General features: G+C 39.8%; 11 protein-coding genes and 1 other annotated feature. Of the genes, 8 read left to right on the top strand and 3 right to left on the bottom strand.

Translation table 11 applies throughout. The features are described 5' to 3' along the window. Nucleotides 1–168: 168 nt before the first annotated feature. From IGJ19_RS13400 to IGJ19_RS13380, 5 genes are all read left to right on the top strand, one after another. A complete protein-coding gene (locus IGJ19_RS13400; protein WP_071867914.1) occupies nucleotides 169–1,647 on the top strand; it encodes an MDR family MFS transporter in 1,479 nt (492 codons plus the stop codon). A 57-nt stretch (nucleotides 1,648–1,704) separates the two neighbouring features. Beyond that, entirely contained in the window at nucleotides 1,705–2,496 is a 792-nt protein-coding gene (locus IGJ19_RS13395) for an alpha/beta hydrolase (protein WP_071867915.1), read from the top strand. Nucleotides 2,497–2,502: 6 nt separating this feature from the next. Continuing rightward, complete coding sequence (locus IGJ19_RS13390; RefSeq protein WP_430604213.1) at nucleotides 2,503–3,045, top strand: acyl-CoA thioesterase; 543 nt, start codon at nucleotides 2,503–2,505, stop codon at nucleotides 3,043–3,045. Nucleotides 3,046–3,389: 344 nt separating this feature from the next. Then, the gene (locus IGJ19_RS13385; RefSeq protein WP_071867916.1) at nucleotides 3,390–5,102 is read left to right on the top strand and encodes an ABC transporter ATP-binding protein; all 1,713 of its coding nucleotides are present in this window, start codon (nucleotides 3,390–3,392) and stop codon (nucleotides 5,100–5,102) included. A 2-nt stretch (nucleotides 5,103–5,104) separates the two neighbouring features. Then, nucleotides 5,105–6,874 carry an ABC transporter ATP-binding protein gene (locus IGJ19_RS13380; RefSeq protein WP_086335567.1) on the top strand — a complete coding sequence of 590 codons (1,770 nt, stop codon included), beginning with the start codon at nucleotides 5,105–5,107 and terminating at the stop codon, nucleotides 6,872–6,874. Nucleotides 6,875–7,681: 807 nt separating this feature from the next. Here IGJ19_RS13380 and IGJ19_RS13375 read toward each other — a convergent pair. Genes IGJ19_RS13375 through IGJ19_RS13365 form a run of 3 tightly spaced genes read right to left on the bottom strand, consistent with a single transcriptional unit; the run spans nucleotide 7,682 to nucleotide 9,869 of the window. After that, on the bottom strand, nucleotides 7,682–8,257 hold the full coding sequence (locus IGJ19_RS13375; protein ID WP_071867918.1) for a class I SAM-dependent methyltransferase: 576 nt from the start codon (nucleotides 8,255–8,257) through the stop codon (nucleotides 7,682–7,684). Next, complete coding sequence (locus IGJ19_RS13370) at nucleotides 8,251–9,213, bottom strand: TIGR01212 family radical SAM protein (protein WP_071867919.1); 963 nt, start codon at nucleotides 9,211–9,213, stop codon at nucleotides 8,251–8,253. Before IGJ19_RS13370 ends, IGJ19_RS13375 begins: the two co-directional genes overlap by 7 nt. After that, nucleotides 9,213–9,869, bottom strand: coding sequence for a phosphatase PAP2 family protein (locus IGJ19_RS13365; RefSeq protein WP_430604212.1), 657 nt, complete (start codon nucleotides 9,867–9,869; stop codon nucleotides 9,213–9,215). The genes IGJ19_RS13370 and IGJ19_RS13365 overlap by 1 nt, the downstream gene beginning before the upstream one ends. Before the next feature lie 365 nt (nucleotides 9,870–10,234). Between IGJ19_RS13365 and IGJ19_RS13360 the strand changes: the two genes are divergently transcribed. The 3 genes from IGJ19_RS13360 to IGJ19_RS13350 all read left to right on the top strand — a co-directional run bounded on the left by IGJ19_RS13360 (nucleotide 10,235) and on the right by IGJ19_RS13350 (nucleotide 19,675). Then, nucleotides 10,235–12,253 carry a LysM peptidoglycan-binding domain-containing protein gene (locus IGJ19_RS13360; protein ID WP_430604211.1) on the top strand — a complete coding sequence of 673 codons (2,019 nt, stop codon included), beginning with the start codon at nucleotides 10,235–10,237 and terminating at the stop codon, nucleotides 12,251–12,253. Between the two features lie 70 nt (nucleotides 12,254–12,323). Next, nucleotides 12,324–12,536: a binding site (T-box leader), on the top strand. Nucleotides 12,537–12,627: 91 nt separating this feature from the next. Beyond that, nucleotides 12,628–15,042: a leucine--tRNA ligase gene (gene leuS / locus IGJ19_RS13355; protein WP_260697820.1), complete on the top strand. Its 2,415-nt coding sequence runs from the start codon at nucleotides 12,628–12,630 to the stop codon at nucleotides 15,040–15,042. Between the two features lie 583 nt (nucleotides 15,043–15,625). Then, the gene (locus IGJ19_RS13350; protein ID WP_430604210.1) at nucleotides 15,626–19,675 is read left to right on the top strand and encodes a hypothetical protein; all 4,050 of its coding nucleotides are present in this window, start codon (nucleotides 15,626–15,628) and stop codon (nucleotides 19,673–19,675) included. Nucleotides 19,676–19,802: the final 127 nt, after the last annotated feature.

Raw genomic sequence — 19,802 nt, 5'->3', positions numbered from 1 at the left:
TGTGTTCGCTACGTGTGACGCACATCAAATGTAGACCAGTAAGCCGGGATATTCGAAAGTAGCTTATGCTACTTTTAGAGTATTTTGGCTTTTTTAGCAGAGTCGAAGTTTATTAGGCAGATGATGCCATTTAAATAACGGAAGTTACGATAAGGAGTGGGCTTGAGAATGGAAAGAAAAACAAACGTGAAAGTCGTAACGATCTGCGTGTTCATCGCTACATTTATGACGGCGATTGAGGGGACAATCGTTACGACTGCAATGCCAACGATCGTTGGTTCACTGCACGGCATGGAAATGATGAACTGGGTGTTTTCGATTTATTTATTGACGAATGCCATGTTGACACCCATCTATGGGAAGCTTGCAGATAAAGTTGGAAGAAAACCGATTTTTATTTTTGGTACGCTATTATTTATTATCGGTTCACTTTTTTGTGGGCTTTCTCAATCTATGCTTGGCTTGATTATTTCGCGGGCAATTCAAGGGATGGGTGCAGGAGCAATGATGCCAGTCGCATTGACGATCATTGGCGATTTGTACACGATTGAAAAACGAGCAAAAGTATTGGGTTTAAATAGTTCAGCTTGGGGAATCGCTAGTGTGTTTGGTCCATTAGCTGGTGGGTTTATTGTGGAAGCATTGAGTTGGCACTGGATTTTCTTCATTAATGTGCCAATTGGGTTATTACTGATGGTACTGATTTGGCTCTATCTCAATGAACCAAAAACAACTCGTGAAGCAAAACCGATGGATCTTAAAGGTAGTTTTAGTTTGATGTTCACATTGGTTCTGCTGTTACTAGGTTTTCAATTATTAGGTGATCAAGGGCTGACACCATTTGTGTTGGCATTATTGATAGGTAGTGTTTTATTCTTTTTCTTATTCCTGTTCGTCGAAAAACGAGCAGAAGATCCTGTCATCATGCTACACCTATTTAAAAACCCGCTTTTTGTCGTTGTGAATGCAGCAGCAGCTTTAGCAAGTGGTTTTTTAATGGGGATCGATGTCTATATCCCAATGTGGATGCAAGGAGTATTAGGACTTAATGCGGCAATTGGTGGATTAGTTTTGGCACCACTTTCTCTTGTTTGGATGGTTGGTTCGTTCTTAGCAAGTAAGTGGATGACCCAGATGACCACCTATCGAGTGTTACGTATTGGGTTGTTCATTACCATTATCGGTGGTGCAGGACTTTGGCTGATGCCATTTCAAAGTAATTTTTTATGGTTCTTCCTGATTTCAACGATCATCGGTGTCGGCTTAGGGATCACAATGACAACATCGACTGTCAGCGCACAAAACAGTGTGCCTTCAGAACAAATGGGTGTTGCCACTTCGTTTAATACGTTAGTCCGCACCATTGGGCAAACAGTGATGGTCGCAGTTTTTGGATTATTGATCAACCGGGTCACGCAAGCTGAACTTGCTGCCAAACAATTGACAGACGATCCGGATATTATGAACAAATTAGTCAATCCACAAACAGCAAAAATGATTGACGCAGAAATATTAACACCATTACGAGAAATTTTGTATCATGGGTTACACCAAGTCTATCTGGTGGGCTTGTTATTAGTCATCATCGCGCTAGGGCTAACATTTTTAATTCGTCAAAAAAATGCTACAATAAAAGAATACAAGTAAATTTACAGATTGTTGTCAGAAAAACGATCTGAATAAAGTAAAGAAGGCGACAAACATATGGCATTTATCCAAGCAAATGTTTATTCAAACGTATTAGAAATGGAAGTCAATCTAAATGTGATCTTACCTCAGACAACCAAAAAAGTGATTGGGACAAGTACGTCGGCCAATATGACGGATGTTCCAGTGCTTTACCTGTTACATGGTATGGGAGGTAATCATAGTGTCTGGCAACGACGGACTTCCATTGAAAGATATGCGGCGGATTACGGGTTAGCCGTCATCATGCCATCAACGGATTTAGGTTGGTACACAGACACAACGTATGATATGAAGTACTGGACGTTTATCTCAGAAGAATTACCAGAAATCTGTCACGAATTGTTCCCACAACTGACAACGAAACGAGAAAAAACGTATGCAGCCGGTCTTTCAATGGGCGGATATGGTGCATTGAAATTAGGGTTAGCAAAGCCCGAACATTTTTCAGCTATTATTTCTCTCTCAGGTGCGGTCTCAGTTGGTAATCGAATGGACGACTTATTGATGATCCGTCAAGCCAAGTTCTGGGAAGGGATTTTTGGTCCACTAGATAGCATCCAAGGTTCAGTAAATGATCCAGCTTACCTTGTTGAAACCTTAGCAAAAAGTGACAAAGAACCACCACGTATGTATCTTGCTTGTGGTGAATCCGATTTTCTCTATCAAGCCAACCAAGAAATGGCAGAAATTTTAAAAGAAAACAACATCGATGTGACATTCGAACATGGTCCTGGTGAACATGATTGGATTTTTTGGGACCAATGGATCCAACGAGCTCTCGCTTGGTTGTTCAACAAAAGGAGCTGACACCGTATGGAAGAAACAAAGTATTGCAAAGACTCGATGGTTATCCAAACACATCGGATCTTTCCCTTTGATTTGAATCCATTTGGGTATCTTTTTGGAGGGAAACTAATGGCAATGATCGATGATGCAGCGTCGATTTCGGTCACCCGTCATTGCCGCAGAGGGGCAGTCACTGCTTCTTTAGATAGTTTGAATTTTTTGAAGCCTTTGCATGAAAATCATTCCGTTTGTGTGGAATCTTACGTGTCGGGTGCCCATAAGAAATCAATGGAGGTTTTTGTGAAGATCATCGGTGAAAACTTAACGACAGGTGAACGCTATTTGGCTGCTACTTGCTTTACGACATTCGTTGCGGTTCCTTCACATATGAACCTTGAAAAAGAGTTTACGGTGCCACATGTCATGCCTGAATCAGCAGAAGAACAATTAGTCTGCAAGGGATATGATGAACGACGTGCTACGAGACAGCAGGAGAGAACAGCCTATAAAGCATTTGCCGCTAGTTTATCTTTGGACCTCCCTTGGACAAGAGAACGAGAAGGCGAATAAGTCTACTTATGAATGGTAGAAGAAATGTAGAAGTGATCGATCAAGATCACTTCTTTTTTATTGTGGCGAGCAAGATAGGTGCTAAACGGATTGGAAATAAGCATAATAAAGAAGAATTCCATAACGTACCTTTTATAGTGAGAGGAAGATAGACTCAAGAAGAAAGAAGGTGTATTTAAAAACAGACACTTTAAAGTTTCTTTCTATTATAAAAGTAGTTCCAGCGTTAAAAAATTACAGGTTGATTTCTTTTTTCAAACATGGTAAATTGTTAGTCGGTCTATTTTTACGAATTATAAAATAGGACGATTTATTATAAAAAAAGAGAGGTGTAAGTCACAAATATGAAGCTTATTTTAAAACATGCAAAAAACTATCGATTAGCTGTTTTTGTTTCTTTGCTTTCTGTCGCACTTATGGTGACAGCTACGCTTTGGCAACCTAAGTTGTTGCAACAAGTACTAGAAGCAATCATCACGGAAGACAGCGATGAAATGCGTACGATTGGCATTTCTTTGATTAGTTTAGCACTCCTAGGTTTAGCAGCTGGAGTCACGAATACGATATTTTCTGCTAAAGTCGCACAAGGTGTCAGTGCAGATATCCGGGAGGAAGCGTTTCGCAAGATCCAGACCTTCTCATTTGGTAATATTGAACAGTTTTCTGCTGGAAATTTGGTGGTGCGCTTAACGAACGATATTACGCAGATCCAAAACTTAGTTATGATTTCTTTGCAATCTTTGTTCCGTATCCCGTTTCTGTTTATTGGTGCATTTATTCTTGCGATGGCAACAATGCCTCAGTTGTGGTGGATCATCGTTCTTTTGATCGTTACTGTATTCTTGATCACAGCGCTGTCCTTTACACGTATGGGCAAGCACTTTATGATCATCCAAAAACTGATCGATAAAGTTAATAGTATCGCAAAAGAAAATCTAATGGGGATTCGAGTAGTCAAATCGTTTGTCCAAGAAGAAAATCAGTTGAATGAGTTTAGTAAAGTCAGTGAAGATTTAACAAAGCACAATATCATTGTTGGAACATTATTTTCAGTCATGATTCCCTCATTTATGTTAGCTGCGAACTTAGCTGTGGTGGGCGCAATCTTCTTCGTCAGTGATCTTGCAAAAGATGATCCAACCCTGATTGGTGGTATTGCTTCATTTATGAACTATTTGATGCAGATCATGATGGCGATCATCATTGGCGGTATGATGATGATGATGACCTCAAGAGCTGCCGTTTCATTGAAACGGATCAAAGAAATCTTGGATACTGAACCAGATTTAACTTATCTAGATGTACCTGAACAAGAATTGACTGGTTCTGTTCGTTTTGAAAACGTGTCTTTCCGGTATCCTGGTGATGATGCAGACACACTCAAAAATATCACTTTTTCGATCGAGCCTGGTGAAATGATTGGTATTGTTGGGGCAACCGGAGCAGGAAAGTCAACTTTAGCACAATTGATTCCACGCTTGTTCGATCCAACAGAAGGAAAAGTAGAAGTTGGTGGTGTTGATCTACGACAAGTGAATGAACACAGTTTAAGAAATACCGTTTCGTTTGTTTTACAAAAAGCGATTCTTTTTTCAGGCACGATTGCCCAGAATCTACGTCAAGGGAACAAGAATGCAACAGAAAAGGATATGGAGAATGCTTCTTCTATCGCTCAAGCCAAAGAATTTATCGAGAAATTAGCTGATCGTTATGAAGCACCAGTCGAAGAACGTAGTAGTAACTTTTCTGGTGGACAAAAACAACGTTTATCTATCACACGTGGTGTGATCGGTCATCCAAAGATCCTGATTCTAGATGACAGTACCAGTGCATTAGATGCCCGTTCAGAAAAACTGGTTCGCGAAGCCCTTGATCGTGAGTTGAAAGACACGACAACGATCGTTATCGCCCAAAAGATTGCTTCTGTTGTCAAAGCAGACCGCATCTTGGTATTGGATGAAGGAAAACTAGTGGGTGAAGGAACGCATGAAGAACTCGTTGCGAACAATCAGGTATATCAAGAGATTTTCGAAACTCAAAAAGGAACGGAGGAGTAGCCATGACTGATTTGATTAAAGCAAGTAAGTTTTTCTATCATTATTTAAAGCGGTACAAGGTTTCCTTCTTCTTTATCTTTATTACTGTGATTGCAGCAACTTACTTACAGGTAAAAGCACCTCAATATATCGGGGAAGCTTTCCAAGAATTAGCAAATTACATCGGTGCTTTGATGCAAGGTGTCGATGATAAAAGTAATTTCCTTTCGATTATTTGGAAGCTTTTGATGTTTTATGTTTTAGCCAGTGCGGCAAATTTTATTTACAGTATTTTATTTACACAAGTGGTAGGGAAATCAACGAACCGGATGCGTATTGGTCTATTCAATAAATTAGAAAAATTAACGATCCGCTTTTTTGATTCCCATCAAGACGGAGAAATTCTTAGTCGCTTCACTAGCGATTTGGATAATATCCAAAATAGTTTGAACCAAGCACTTCTTCAAGTGATCACGAATGCGGTTCTATTAGTTGGTATCTTGATCATGATGTTCCGCCAAAATGTCCAACTTGCTTGGGCGACGATTGCTTCTACACCGGTAGCGATTTTGATTGCTGTCCTAGTCATTCAAAAAGCCCGCAAATATGTAGACATCCAACAAGATGAAGTCGGTAAATTGAATGGTTACATGGATGAAAAAATTAGTGGCCAACGCGTGATCATCACGAATGGTCTGCAAGAAGAAACAATCGAAGGCTTCTTAGCCCATAATCAAACTGTTCGTGAAGCAACATTTAAAGGACAAGCATACTCAGGGTTGCTTTTCCCAATGATGCAAGGCATGTCTTTAGTTAACACCGCGATCGTGATTTTCTTTGGTGGATGGTTAGCGTTGAATGGTGATCTGGAACGTTCAGTAGCGCTAGGATTAGTAGTTACTTTCGTCCAATATTCCCAACAATATTATCAACCATTGATGCAAATTTCTTCTGGCTACAGTATGATCCAATTAGCGATCACTGGAGCGCGAAGACTGAATGAAATGTTTGCTGAAAAAGATGAAGTGAAGCCACAAAATGGCAAACCATTTGCTGGAATCGAAAAAGGCTTATCATTAACGAATGTTGATTTTGGTTATAGTCCAGAGAAATTAGTCTTAAATGATGTTTCCATTGATGTGAACAAAGGCGAGATGGTTGCTTTAGTAGGTCCAACTGGTTCAGGTAAGACAACGATCATGAACTTGTTGAATCGCTTCTATGATGTGAACGGTGGCTCTGTGAGCATTGACGGAACAGATATCCGCGAGTATGATTTAGACGATTTGCGTCGACATGTCGGAATCGTTCTACAAGAATCAGTTCTATTTTCTGGCACGATTCGAGACAATATTGTCTTTGGTAAACCAGATGCAACGGATGAAGAAGTAGTTAGCGCAGCGAAACAAGCAAATATCCATGACTTTATCCAGACGCTAGAACACGGCTATGATACTCACGTCTCTGAAGAAAATAATTTGTTCAGTACGGGGCAAAAGCAATTGATCAGTATCGCGCGAACAATCATCACGAATCCAGACCTATTGATTTTAGATGAAGCAACAAGTAACGTGGATACAGTAACTGAAGCAAGAATCCAAAAAGCAATGGATGAAGCGATCAAAGGTCGGACAAGTTTCGTGATCGCCCATCGCTTGAAGACGATTTTGAATGCTGATCGTATCGTCGTTTTACGTGATGGTAAAGTGATCGAAGAAGGAAACCATCACCAACTATTAGCAGAAGATGGCTTCTATGCGGAGTTGTATCATAATCAGTTTGTGTTTGAGTAGGCGCTTGGGACAGAAGTGTTCAGCCTTATTTCCGAAGAGGTTCCTTCTGTTACCGCCGTTTATTCGGTTTTAGGTGGTGGGAGAGAACGAATGTCTCACTCCCGTCATTGTGTAACGAATGTTCAAATGGAAGTCGAAAAACACCAAATCAAGAAGCCCTTGGTTTGGTGTTTTTCATGTAATGCAGTCTGATTGGCGCTTTTGGATGAATCCAAACATGAACCTTGGAAAATTAGCAAGGCTAGTGTATTTATGTAACAAAAGTTGTGGCAAATAGTTTTCAGTTATTGGGAAGTGAATCTGTGATTTCTTATTAAGTCAGGTCAATGATTTTAGGAACCATAACTACGTACAATAAAAAGCACTTAATCAAGTATTCCTCTTGATAATCGTTTGATCAATAGGAGTGACGATGAATTTCTATTCTAAATACACAGACACACTTGAATGTTAATTGTATTATAGTATAATTTATTCAACAAAGAACAGGTTCATATTACGACCAAGAACCACTAGCTGGCGGGCTAGTGGTTTTTGTCTAAGCGTGTTACATAGAACATAGTAAGGAGAACATTATGGGTATTTTAGGAATCCTAATAGCCATCATCAGTTTTATTTTGGCAGTAGGCGTAACAATATTGATCATTCGTGTGCTAAAACAGTATTTCACTAAATCATAGGACAAATGTAATCAAGTGAATACCATTAAGAAAATGGCATTCTAATTGGTCGTTAGGTTTTGGTAAAAAAATGAAAAACCTCTTTATCTTCTCAGTTTTATCACACTAGAAGATAAGGAGGTTTTTATTAGTTGTGGCTTTTCTTTTTTTCGATACAATACAAGATCGGAGGATTATTTTTTTGATTGATAAATTGATAATTCAAAACATTGAATTGTTCTTGAGGCAACGCTTGGCAAAAGCTTTGTACCATATCTAGTTCTGCTTCGCCACCTTGATGGCCATAATAAACGACGATGATCATGCGACCTTGTGGAACTAAACGTTTCAAGATTTCTTCCATCGCTGTTTTTGTCGTTTCAGGTAGCGTGATGACGGATTTATCACTTTTGGGTAAATAGCCTAAGTTGAAGATGCCGGCTTTGATGGGTTGTTGTTCAGAAATGACCGCACCAATGGTTTCATGTCCTTGTAAAAACAGGGTCGTCCGCTCCAATAAGCCGTTTTCTGACAATTTCTGTTGCGTGGACGCCAATGCTTGTTTTTGGATATCAAAACTATATACCTGACCGGTTTTTCCGACTTTTTCTGCTAGAAAAACGGTGTCATACCCATTACCCATCGTCGCATCAATCACATGATCTCCCGGTTGGATGATTTCCTCCAATAGCGTATGGCTAAAATGAAGTGCCGTTTTTAACATCCGCTTTTGACTCCTTCTCGAATATTGTACTTTCCTTGGTAACTATTGCGACGAATCATTTCTTCATCGATCGCATTCAAGACTTCCCATTTTTTCAAACTCCACATTGGCCCGATCAAGGAGTCCCAAGGTGCATCACCAGTCAAACGATGGATGATGATCTCTTGAGGAATCATTTCCAGTTGGTCACAAATGACAGATACATAATCTGCTCGACTCATCAACTGCAGTCTGCCCTCATGATAGTCTCGTAACATCTTCGTTTTACGCATCAAGTGCATCAAATGTAGTTTGATTCCTTGGATATCAGAATCTAAGATCGTGCGACGAACATTTTCCCGCATCATTTCCAAGGATTCTCCCGGTAAACCGTTGATCAAATGCGTACATACACGTATGTCGTGCTTCCGTAATTTCGCAACACCGTCTAGGTACGTCTGATAATCATGGGCTCGATTGATCAGGATGGAGGTTTCTTCATAAGTCGTTTGTAAGCCCAATTCTACCCATAAATATAAACGTTGATTCAATTCAGCTAAGTAATCAACGACTTCATCGGGTAAGCAATCTGGTCTAGTACCAATTGATAAACCAACGACACCCGGTAGATTGATGACCTGTTCAAATCGTTCACGAATGACTTCGACTGGCGCATGGGTGTTTGTGAAATTTTGAAAGTAAACGATGTATTGATTCACTTGTGGCCATTTTTTGTGCATCATATCGATTTCTTTTTGAAATTGGATCGGTAGTGGCTCTTCTGGAGCAACGATCATATCACCAGAGCCAGAAACACTACAAAAGGTACAACCACCGTGGGCAACTGTTCCGTCACGATTGGGACAATCAAAGCCACCATCAATCGGTACTTTAAAAATTTTCCCACCAAATTCATGGCGTAACGCATAATTCCAAGAATGGTAACGTTTATTTCCTTCAGCATAAGGAAATTCCATTAAAATCCCTTCTTCCTATTTGATTGTGTAAATGGCAAGCGTTGTTGGAAATACCAAGGATAAGTCAAGCATAACCAAAATAGGCTCAAGCTATAACCACCGAGGATATCACTAGGATAATGGACACCCAGATAGACACGACTAGCGCCAATACTCAGAATCAGTAAACCTAACAATACTTGGATCATCCATGCCCATTCTCTCGTCTTGATCAAGGATGGCATCAAAAAAATCAATGTGCCATACAAGATCATACTCGTTGCGGCATGTCCACTGGGAAAACTATACGTCGTTTCGACAACTAAATGTTGCAGACTTGGACGGTCACGCATCACTAAAAGCTTGATTAGTGGATTTAATATCCCAGCAACTAGCACAAAGTTGAAGATGAACCAATACAGTTCTTTTCTTTTTTTCTTGTGCCATAACCAAAGAGCAACTAATCCAAATACTAAAATGACAGTTATTGCATTTCCAAATGTCGTGATCAACCGCTGAAATGGATTCCAATCAGGATAAGGAATACGAATCCAATGGGTCAGCGTTTGGTCAAAACTAGACAATAGATCCACGCGAAATAAGACAAGTAGACTCAACGCTAGAAAAATCAAAAAGCAACTTGCGGCTGAGATTTGGAAGATTCTTTTATTTTTCATTTAACTCCTCCTTCATGCCCAATCATTATAGCATTTATTATAAGAACGAAAAACAAGAGTTTTCTATTCCTGTTCACTTGGATCAATGAATAAAAATATATTGTTATGCAAGTTGTAATGTAATAGCAACCCTCAAGTAATATAACCGACATATTTAATTAAAAAAATAGGTGGTCATATATAATTTAATAACTCGGAATCGTTTGATTAAAGGGTTAACAAAAGCGTCAAATCAAAAAATTACGAAAGATTACATAAAGATTACAAAACAACGTAATAGTCTTAAATAACTTTTAATAAATATTAAGAGAAGTTATAATTATTGATAAGGCTAGATAAAAGTAATTAAATATGGGGGATAGTATATGCAAAAGGAATTAGTAGGACGAAAAGAACGCAGACGTCTGGAACAAGCAAAGCGTTACCGTAAAGTAAAGCGAAGTGCGGCAATCGTCGGAACCGCAATGGTGGGCTGTTCAGCTGTAGCACCAGTATTACAATCAGTCGCTGTCAATGCGGATGAAACACCGATCCAAATGAACTCTCGGATCAATACCGCTGCATTTATCACAGAAATTGCAACATTTGCACAACCGATCGCAAACGCGAATGATTTGTATGCTTCAGTAATGATCGCTCAAGCAGTCGTCGAAAGTGGTTGGGGTGGCAGTACATTATCACGTGCACCGTATCATAACTTATTTGGGATCAAAGGAAGCTACCAAGGACAAACTGTTTATATGGACACGCTTGAATTCTTGAACAACCAATGGGTGACGAAAAAAGAACCTTTCCGTCAATATCCTTCTTTCGCAGAGTCTTTTAGTGACAATGCCTATGTACTTAGAAATACTTCATTTGGTAATGGCTACTACTATGCAGGTGCTTGGAAGAGTAATACTCGTTCTTATACGGATGCTACTGCCCATTTGACAGGACGCTATGCGACAGACCCAAGTTATGCGACAAAATTAAACAATCTTATCATGACGTATGGCTTGACCAAATATGACACACCAGCAACTGGAAATGCAGGCGGTGGTGCGACTACTGGCGGCGGCAATACGATTAATACAGGTAACACAGGAAGTACAAATACAGGAAGCACGAATACAGGAAATACTGGTGGAAGTACGACTACTGGTTCAACGACGTACACAGTAAAATCTGGTGATTCTGTTTGGGGCATCTCAAATGCTCATGGCATCTCAATGGCACAATTGATTGAATGGAATAATATTAAAAATAATTTTGTTTATCCAGGACAAAAATTGACGATCAAAGGTGGTACAGCTGGCGGATCTTCAACAACAAATTCAGGAAACAATACAGCTTCTGCAGGTAGCAGTTCTGCTGGAACAACAACAAACAATTCGTCCGGTACGCGTTATACAGTCAAAGCAGGTGACTCTGTTTGGGGTATCTCGAATGCCCATGGTATCTCAATGGCACAATTGATCCAATGGAATAATATCAAGAATAATTTTGTTTATCCAGGACAAAGCTTGATCGTTTCTAATGGTGGGTCTGCTTCTGTAAATACACCATCGACACCAAGCACAACTCCATCAACACCAAGTACAGGTGCTTCAGTTTCTGGTGCAAAATATACGGTCAAAGCAGGTGATTCTGTCTGGGGTGTGTCTCATGCCCATGGCATCTCAATGGCACAGTTGATCCAATGGAACAACATCAAGAACAACTTTATTTACCCAGGACAACAGTTGGTTGTTTCAAATGGTGGCGCATCAAGCACTGCATCAACGAATCCAGCACCTTCAACACCGACGAATAATCCAACGACTTCAAACACAGCAAGCCAAGGCTCAGGCACCTACACGGTCAAAGCAGGGGAATCGGTGTGGAGCGTCGCAAATAAAAATGGGATCTCGATGAACCAATTGATTGAATGGAACAATATCAAAAATAACTTCATCTACCCAGGTCAAAAACTGATCGTAAAAGGTGGTAGTACAGCAGCACCAACATCTACACCGACAACAACGCCGGCAGCTGCGCCAAGCACACCGAATACGTCAGCAGCAACGAACACATCAACTTCTGGTGATACGATCTATACGGTCAAAGCAGGTGAATCCGTTTGGGGTGTAGCTGATAAACACGGCATCACGATGGATCAACTGATTGAATGGAACAATATCAAAAATAATTTCATTTATCCAGGCCAAAAAGTGGTCGTGAAAAAAGGAAATACAACAGCAGCACCTACGTCTAATGATGGCAAACGTTATACAGTCAAAGCAGGTGAATCCGTTTGGGGCGTAGCTGATAGCCATGGCATCTCAATGGCGCAATTGATCGAGTGGAACAACATCAAAAATAACTTTATCTACCCAGGTCAAAGTTTGATCGTTGCAAAATAATCGATCTGACTGAAATAATAGTTGATTGATTCAATAATATTTGTTACTATGAAGCTACTAAAAATTTAGTTGACCAACGTTTGAAAAGGAAGTAGTAAAAAGTCGAAAGTTTTAGAGAGCACATGGTTGGTGAAAATGTGTACGGACGCTTTTGAACTCGCCTTTGAGTTGCACCTGCTGAACAGTTCTCCCAGTAAGCAGAGGCGGTGACGACCGTTACAACGTTCAAGGCCTTGTTTAGTAAGGCAAAATTAGGTGGTACCACGTAGATTACGTCCTATAAAAAGAGCAATCTTTTTATAGGATTTTTTTGTTTTTCAAGGCCAGATGCTAAAAGAAAAAACAGATCATTACATCAAAATAGGGGGTTCAAGATGAGCTATAATCACAAAGAAATTGAAAAAAAATGGCAAAAATATTGGGCAAAAAATAACACCTTCAATACGCATGATGAACTAGGTAAACCAAAATTCTATGCGTTGGATATGTTTCCATATCCATCAGGACAAGGTCTACATGTTGGGCATCCAGAAGGCTATACTGCAACAGATATCCTAGCTCGTTTCAAACGTAGTCAAGGTTTCAACGTATTACATCCAATGGGGTGGGATGCATTTGGACTACCAGCAGAACAATACGCATTGGATACAGGGAATGACCCTGCAGAATTTACGCAAAAAAATATTGAAACCTTCCGTCGCCAAATCAATTCACTTGGTTTTAGTTACGATTGGAATCGTGAAGTCAACACAACAGACCCTGAGTACTACAAATGGACACAATGGATCTTTACTAAATTATATGAAAAAGGTTTAGCCTATGAAGCAGAAGTAGCAGTGAACTGGGTACCTGAACTAGGTACAGTGATCTCAAACGAAGAAGTGATCGACGGAAAAAGTGAACGTGGTGGCTATGATGTCATCCGCAAACCAATGCGTCAATGGATGCTGAAAATCACCGCTTATGCAGATCGTTTGATCGATGACCTAGAGCTTGTGGATTGGCCCGAAAGCATCAAAGAAATGCAACGTAACTGGATCGGTCGTTCAGTCGGAGCAAATGTCACGTTTAAAGTGGCTGGCACAGACAAAGAATATACGGTCTTTACCACACGTCCAGATACGTTATTTGGGGCAACCTACTCTGTGCTAGCACCAGAGCTAGACTTAGTTCGTGAGATCACAACTCCAGAACAAAAAGAAGCAGTCGAAGCGTATATCGCAGAAACAGCGAAAAAATCAGATCTTAAACGAACAGATCTTGCTAAAGAAAAAACAGGTGTATTTACAGGTGCGTATGCGATCAACCCAGTAAATGGCAAGGAAATCCCTATCTGGATCGCTGATTATGTGTTAGCTTCTTATGGCACAGGTGCGATCATGGCAGTACCGGCACATGATGAACGTGATTACGAGTTTGCACAAACGTTTGATCTAGAAATCTTACCAGTCATCGAAGGTGGAGATACTTCAGCAGCTGCCTACACAGAAGATGGTGCGCATATCAATTCTGATTTCTTGAACGGATTGAATAAAGAAGAAGCCATCGATGCGATGAATCAATGGTTGGAAGAACATGGCGTTGGGAAAAAAGAAGTCAGCTATCGCTTGCGTGATTGGTTGTTTTCTCGTCAACGTTATTGGGGAGAACCAATCCCAATCATCCATTGGGAAGACGGCACAGTGACAACTGTATCAGAAGAAGAATTACCACTACGTTTACCAAAAACAAGCAATATCCAACCAAGTGGAACAGGGGAGTCACCATTAGCAAACATTGACGAGTGGGTCAATGTCGTTGATCCTGAAACAGGTAAAAAAGGCCGTCGTGAAACGAATACGATGCCACAATGGGCAGGAAGCTCATGGTATTACCTACGCTATATCGATCCACATAATAAAAAAGAATTAGCTAACTATGAAAAACTAGAACGATGGTTACCAGTAGATATTTATATCGGTGGGGCAGAACATGCGGTACTTCACCTATTGTATGCTCGCTTCTGGCATAAATTCCTTTACGATATTGGCGTGGTACCAACAAAAGAGCCTTTTGAAAAATTGTTCAATCAAGGAATGATCCTTGGAGAAAACAACGAAAAAATGTCTAAATCTCGTGGCAATGTTGTCAATCCTGACGATGTCGTAGAAGCATATGGTGCGGACACGTTACGTCTCTACGAAATGTTCATGGGACCATTAGACGCATCGATTGCTTGGAGTGAAAATGGCTTAGAAGGTAGCCGTAAATTCTTAGATCGTGTTTGGCGCTTGATCGTGGACGAAAACAATAAAATGCGTGATCGTATCACGACACTGAATGACGGTAAACTTGATAAAGTATACCACCAAACAGTTAAAAAAGTCACAGAAGATTACGAAAATCTACATTTCAATACAGCGATTTCTCAATTGATGGTCTTTGTCAATGAAGCATATAAAGTCGATGCCTTACCTTATGAATATATCGAAGGATTCGTACAATTACTTGCGCCGATCGCGCCACATATCGGCGAAGAGCTATGGGCGATCCTAGGCAATGAACAAGATCTTTCTTATGCACCATGGCCGACTTATGATGAAGCTGCTTTGATTGAAGATGAAGTAGAAGTCGTCTTCCAAATCAATGGAAAAGTTCGTGCAAAAGCCAGTGTTGCACGTGACTTATCAAAAGAAGAACTAGAAAAAACAGCGATGGACGATGATAGTATCAAAGAACAATTAGAAGGAAAAACAATCAGAAAAGTGATCGTGGTTCCAAATAAATTAGTCAACATCGTCGCAAATTAATAAGTAAGGACCAATAGAAAAAAGTAAAAACGAGATGCCACATTCTCATGAAAATCATTTGGATTTCATGAGAATGTGGTTTTTTTTATAAATTTCCATCTGAGGGAAATTTTATTATCAGTGATAATTTCATATTTTTACTCTATATAATAGTTATCCCTTTTTGTTCAAGGAATAGTAACTAATCTAGTGTAGACAAGTAAAAGGTAAAGTCGAAAAAAATAGTGATCAACTGGCGTTCACGTCTTGGGTGTTTTTTTACCTTGCTAACGGTAAAAAAAGATTTTATTAGTATTTTGAAATTATGGATAATATTTGTATGGCATTTGCATTATTATTTTTTGAGTTTTTTTTCATTTTTAGCGGGTTTGCACCATTGATTCCACATAAAAATCCTGCATAAACTCGCAATGATTTTTGCGAAGGTGCCTGAACTAACTACATACCTTTTATTTATAGCTGAACTTTGCAGAAAACTTACGATCGAGTAGCTCGTTTTAAACGATTACTTGTCTCAATCAGCTTATCCAAAAAGATAGATGATTACATGCATTGTCAAAAAATAAGAGAGGGGAGAGAATTTTTGAAAGCAAAAAAAATACGGATTATCGCTACCTCATTCCTATTGTTTCAACAGGCATTGCTACCTTCAGTGGTAATGGCAATAGAAAACGAGTCGATAGCTAATACAGAGATCATGGAAGAGCAGCCAGAAAGCCACTTATCTGAAGAAGCAACAGAGGTGGTCGAAGAACAAGCACCAATTACTCACGAAGAGCCTGAAGTAGTAGTGGAAACTCCTGAAGCTCCACCAGAAGTGGCAGAAGAAGTGCCACCGATGGAAGCACCTCCAGAAGCGCCAGCGACGGAGGAGACTATAGAGACGGTGGAAACACAAGAAGAAGTGCCACCACTTGATGAAAGTCCGCTATCTGCCCATTTGGGACGGCTGAATTTAACTGCACAGAACGTAGCAGAACTAACCAATCATGGGAGAAGCTCCTATATTCAAGCAGTCTTGCAAAATGCCATCAATCGAACCATTACTTTAGGCAACGAGGTGAATGCAACAGCGACTTTCTCTGTGACCGTACCGACACATTCAATGGTTCAGCGAGTAGGCAATAGTAATGGATGGATTTCTTCTATTGTCACGGATAGTCCTGCCGGAATGCCCGACGAATTTTACACACAGATGTATTATGGAAACCATTCGACTCACCGAAATACCTACACACTGACAAATATTTCGTCAAGTAACGCAGCGGTGAGTGTATCCGCTACTGTGACCGTCAATTCCAATTTTACATCAACGATCAATTTTACAGTTAGAAGAGTACAGGCGGCAAGTACGACCGTAGCGTTAGATGTCCGTGGAAATGTCGGTTTAGGTACGACAGGTGTTGCGACTCAGTTTACACACATTGCGACCCCAAGACATGTGATGAATCTTAGTTATACAGGGGAAACGATTGGACAATTGACAGTGAATGCGGAAGATGAGGGAGAAGAAGAGGAAGAAAAGGAAGAAGTCGGTGTTCATGAGAATGTGACGGTTCAGGCCACAAGAAATCAAACGTTGTCACAAGAAGTGATCCGAAGTTGGTTCCATACATTACCAGGTTCAGGAAATTGGCGTTTCTCCACGACAAGCCTTGGATCTGGTTGGTTTCCTGGTTATACTAATCAATTACCAGTTTATCTTATCAATAATTCCACTGGTGGGATCACACGATTTTGGACAAATGTGACGGTCGTAGACACTGAAGCACCTACAGGTATGGAAAAAACTGAATGGACAAATATTCAAGCAAATCGTCACCGAGATTTTAACCAGGAAGAATTACGTTCGGTTATAAATAATCTTCAAGATAATTGGTCTACGTTGAGTAATATTAGAATGGCATCTACAAGAAGCTTGATGGAATTAGAACCTAACTCCACTCATTTAATTAATCTAAATGCAACAGATGAAAGTGGAAATACACAAAATTTTTACGAAACAAGAATGCGTATTATAGACACATTAGCCCCTACAGGGACAGTGAAATCAGAAATAATCGATCTTTCTAATGTTGAAACAAGCATTCCCTCTCGTTCGGAAATCATGCAATTTTTGAATAATGATTTGGAGGACAATTGGACATTAAGAGATGAAATTATCGTCCAACTGTTAGACAGTAATGGGGAAGTTATCAATTTGCAAAATCTAGAACCATCAAATAGCGTTCATACAGGTTATATTCGTCTAGAAGATGAATTTGGGAATCAATCGGCGCTACAGGAAGTGAAATTTAATCTGAGAGATATCGAAGGACCAACAGCAAATGTCACGACTACGCCAGTAGATTTTGAAGCCACAAGAGTGAATGATTTGACAAAAGAAGACATTATGAAATTCTTTATCGATGATCCAGTGGATAATAGTACACCAACGGATCAAATCGATATTTCATTAATCGATAGTTCTGAGAATACAGTAAGTATCAGAAATGTTGCTCCGTCAATAACAAATGTCTATGACGCAGCAATCCGTCTAACTGATGAATTTGGTAATTTTCGTGATTTACCAGTTACGTATCGTGTAATAGATACAATATCTCCAGACGTTACGACCAATACAACTACTAGAGATTTACAAGCACGACGAATTGGCGGACTTGAACGCTCAGAGTTATTACCGTTTGTTGATTCGATGTCGGATAACTGGACCTTGAATGATGAGATTAAATTATCATTGCTTGACTCGCTGGGTACGGCTACTTCGATTGCTGGAGTAGCGCCTAACTTACTCCAAACATATACAGGATTTTTAAATGTAGAAGATGAAGCAGGCAATGCGAATAGAAATAAAATGATCAGTTATCGCGTAATTGATACACAAGCGCCGACAGGAAGTGCTAAAGGAACTTGGACAATTTTTGAAGCTAATCGTCATCGCGATTTTACCCAAGAAGAATTACGACTACTATTTCATAGTATTTCGGATAATTGGACATTACCAGAAAATATTCGATTAGAAAATCATCGTCATTTATATGTTTTATCTCCGAATGATCCAAATGGATACCATCCAATGGATATCACGGCAATTGATGAAGCTGGAAATGAACATATTTTTAGAGGAACTATGCCAAGAATAGTTGATACTACGGCGCCAACTGCTAGCTTCAAAGATGAAGTCATTGATTTTTCTACGCTCACTTCGAATACGTTCTCTCGAACGGATTTGTTGCGATTTTTCAGTAGCGCCCCTGTCGACAACTGGACATTACCAGAAAATATCACCATCGAATTAGTCGATAGTCAAGGAAATGCATTTGCGTTGGATGACTTGGAGTTCCAAGAATATACAGGCTATATTCGTTTGGAAGACCAACACGGGAATCGTACGGATCTACAAGAAGTCAAATTTCTTGCAGGAGATAACGAAGGACCGACAGGGAACGTCATCACGACACCAGTCGATTTTCAAGCACGTCGAGTGAATGAATTGACGAGAGACGAGCTACTAAAGTTCTTTACCGAAGATCCATTGGATAATACGACAGCAACCGATCAAATTGATCTTTCTTTACGTAATAATATTGGCGAAACTGTGAGTATCGTCAATGTTGCACCTTCGCCAACCATTTATGATGCCAACGTTCGTCTACAAGATATTCGAGGCAATTACACGGAATACGCTGTTAACTATCGCGTGATCGATACACAAGCACCGACCGGTTCGATCAATCAGACAACGACTGTCTTTGAAGCGACGCGTACACGTGATTTTACACAGGAAGAATTACGTTCTTTACTTATTGATTTAGAAGATAATTGGACAGAACGAGAAGCAATCACGTTAACAAATAATGTTCCGTTACATACTATGCCTCCTCATAGTCCTGGTGAATGGTATTATGAGCTACAGGTGGATGCCACGGATGAAGCAGGAAATACGACTACGTTTGAAAAAACGAAAGTTCGGATTGAAGATACCACAGCACCTGAGGGGGTATTAAAAGATCCATTAGTATTCACAAAAGGACAAACAGCTCCAAGCGGACGAGAATTTCTAGATGGTGATCCGACCGACAACTGGTCATTGTCACCAGATATTCAAGTGGTAGTTACATATGAAAACAATGTCGCGTTCGCAGATTTAGAAGTGGGAACGTATGGTGTGACAGTCACTTTGACGGATGAACAGAGAAATTCTCGAACATTGAACAGTCAAGTTACGATTTTAGAAGACACGTCCGAGTATATCGATGTGACGATCCCGATGAATGTGTCCTTTGCCCAAAGCAAAGAAAGTAATGGTATTGTCTCACCAACTTATCAAATCCAAAATAATGCGGAACGTGCGGTCCAAGTGTCAGTAAGTTCAGTCGTTAGTCAATCAGAAACGGAAAAACTAACAGAAATCGACCTTGGAGTGAAAAACAATCTGAATGATAATCAAGTGATGTTGATCTCATCAGGTAAAAATCTCAATAACCGCAGAGAACTAGGAACGATTGACGGACATAGTACTTCTTTCTCCTTCTCATTATTTGGCACAGTTGGCGAAAACTTTGATTTTGAAAGTTTGGACGATCCATTGAATCCGATTTACAGTATGCGCTTGAATTTCAATGCACAGTAATAAAAAAATTTTTATCAAATGAAATAGGTGAAGAGAAAACCTAGCATTCTTTATAGAATAATAAGAGAACAGTAAGAAAGTAAATGCTTTCTTACTGTTTTTTTTATTTTAGTTAAAAAAATTATTT

Origin of the sequence: Enterococcus sp. DIV1368b (assembly GCF_050529595.1) — a bacterium.
GTDB lineage: Bacteria > Bacillota > Bacilli > Lactobacillales > Enterococcaceae > Enterococcus_B > Enterococcus_B mundtii.
This window is presented reverse-complemented; position numbering and strand designations above follow the sequence as displayed.

Bases quoted from the DNA above. Each gene is read 5' to 3' on its own strand.
- IGJ19_RS13360 (WP_430604211.1), top strand. From the start codon at position 10,235: ATGCAAAAGGAATTAGTAGGACGAAAAGAACGCAGACGTCTGGAACAA.
- leuS (WP_260697820.1), top strand. From the start codon at position 12,628: ATGAGCTATAATCACAAAGAAATTGAAAAAAAATGGCAAAAATATTGG.
- IGJ19_RS13385 (WP_071867916.1), top strand. From the start codon at position 3,390: ATGAAGCTTATTTTAAAACATGCAAAAAACTATCGATTAGCTGTTTTT.
- IGJ19_RS13365 (WP_430604212.1), bottom strand. From the start codon at position 9,869: ATGAAAAATAAAAGAATCTTCCAAATCTCAGCCGCAAGTTGCTTTTTG.
- IGJ19_RS13395 (WP_071867915.1), top strand. From the start codon at position 1,705: ATGGCATTTATCCAAGCAAATGTTTATTCAAACGTATTAGAAATGGAA.
- IGJ19_RS13375 (WP_071867918.1), bottom strand. From the start codon at position 8,257: ATGTTAAAAACGGCACTTCATTTTAGCCATACGCTATTGGAGGAAATC.
- IGJ19_RS13380 (WP_086335567.1), top strand. From the start codon at position 5,105: ATGACTGATTTGATTAAAGCAAGTAAGTTTTTCTATCATTATTTAAAG.
- IGJ19_RS13400 (WP_071867914.1), top strand. From the start codon at position 169: ATGGAAAGAAAAACAAACGTGAAAGTCGTAACGATCTGCGTGTTCATC.
- IGJ19_RS13370 (WP_071867919.1), bottom strand. From the start codon at position 9,213: ATGGAATTTCCTTATGCTGAAGGAAATAAACGTTACCATTCTTGGAAT.
- IGJ19_RS13390 (WP_430604213.1), top strand. From the start codon at position 2,503: ATGGAAGAAACAAAGTATTGCAAAGACTCGATGGTTATCCAAACACAT.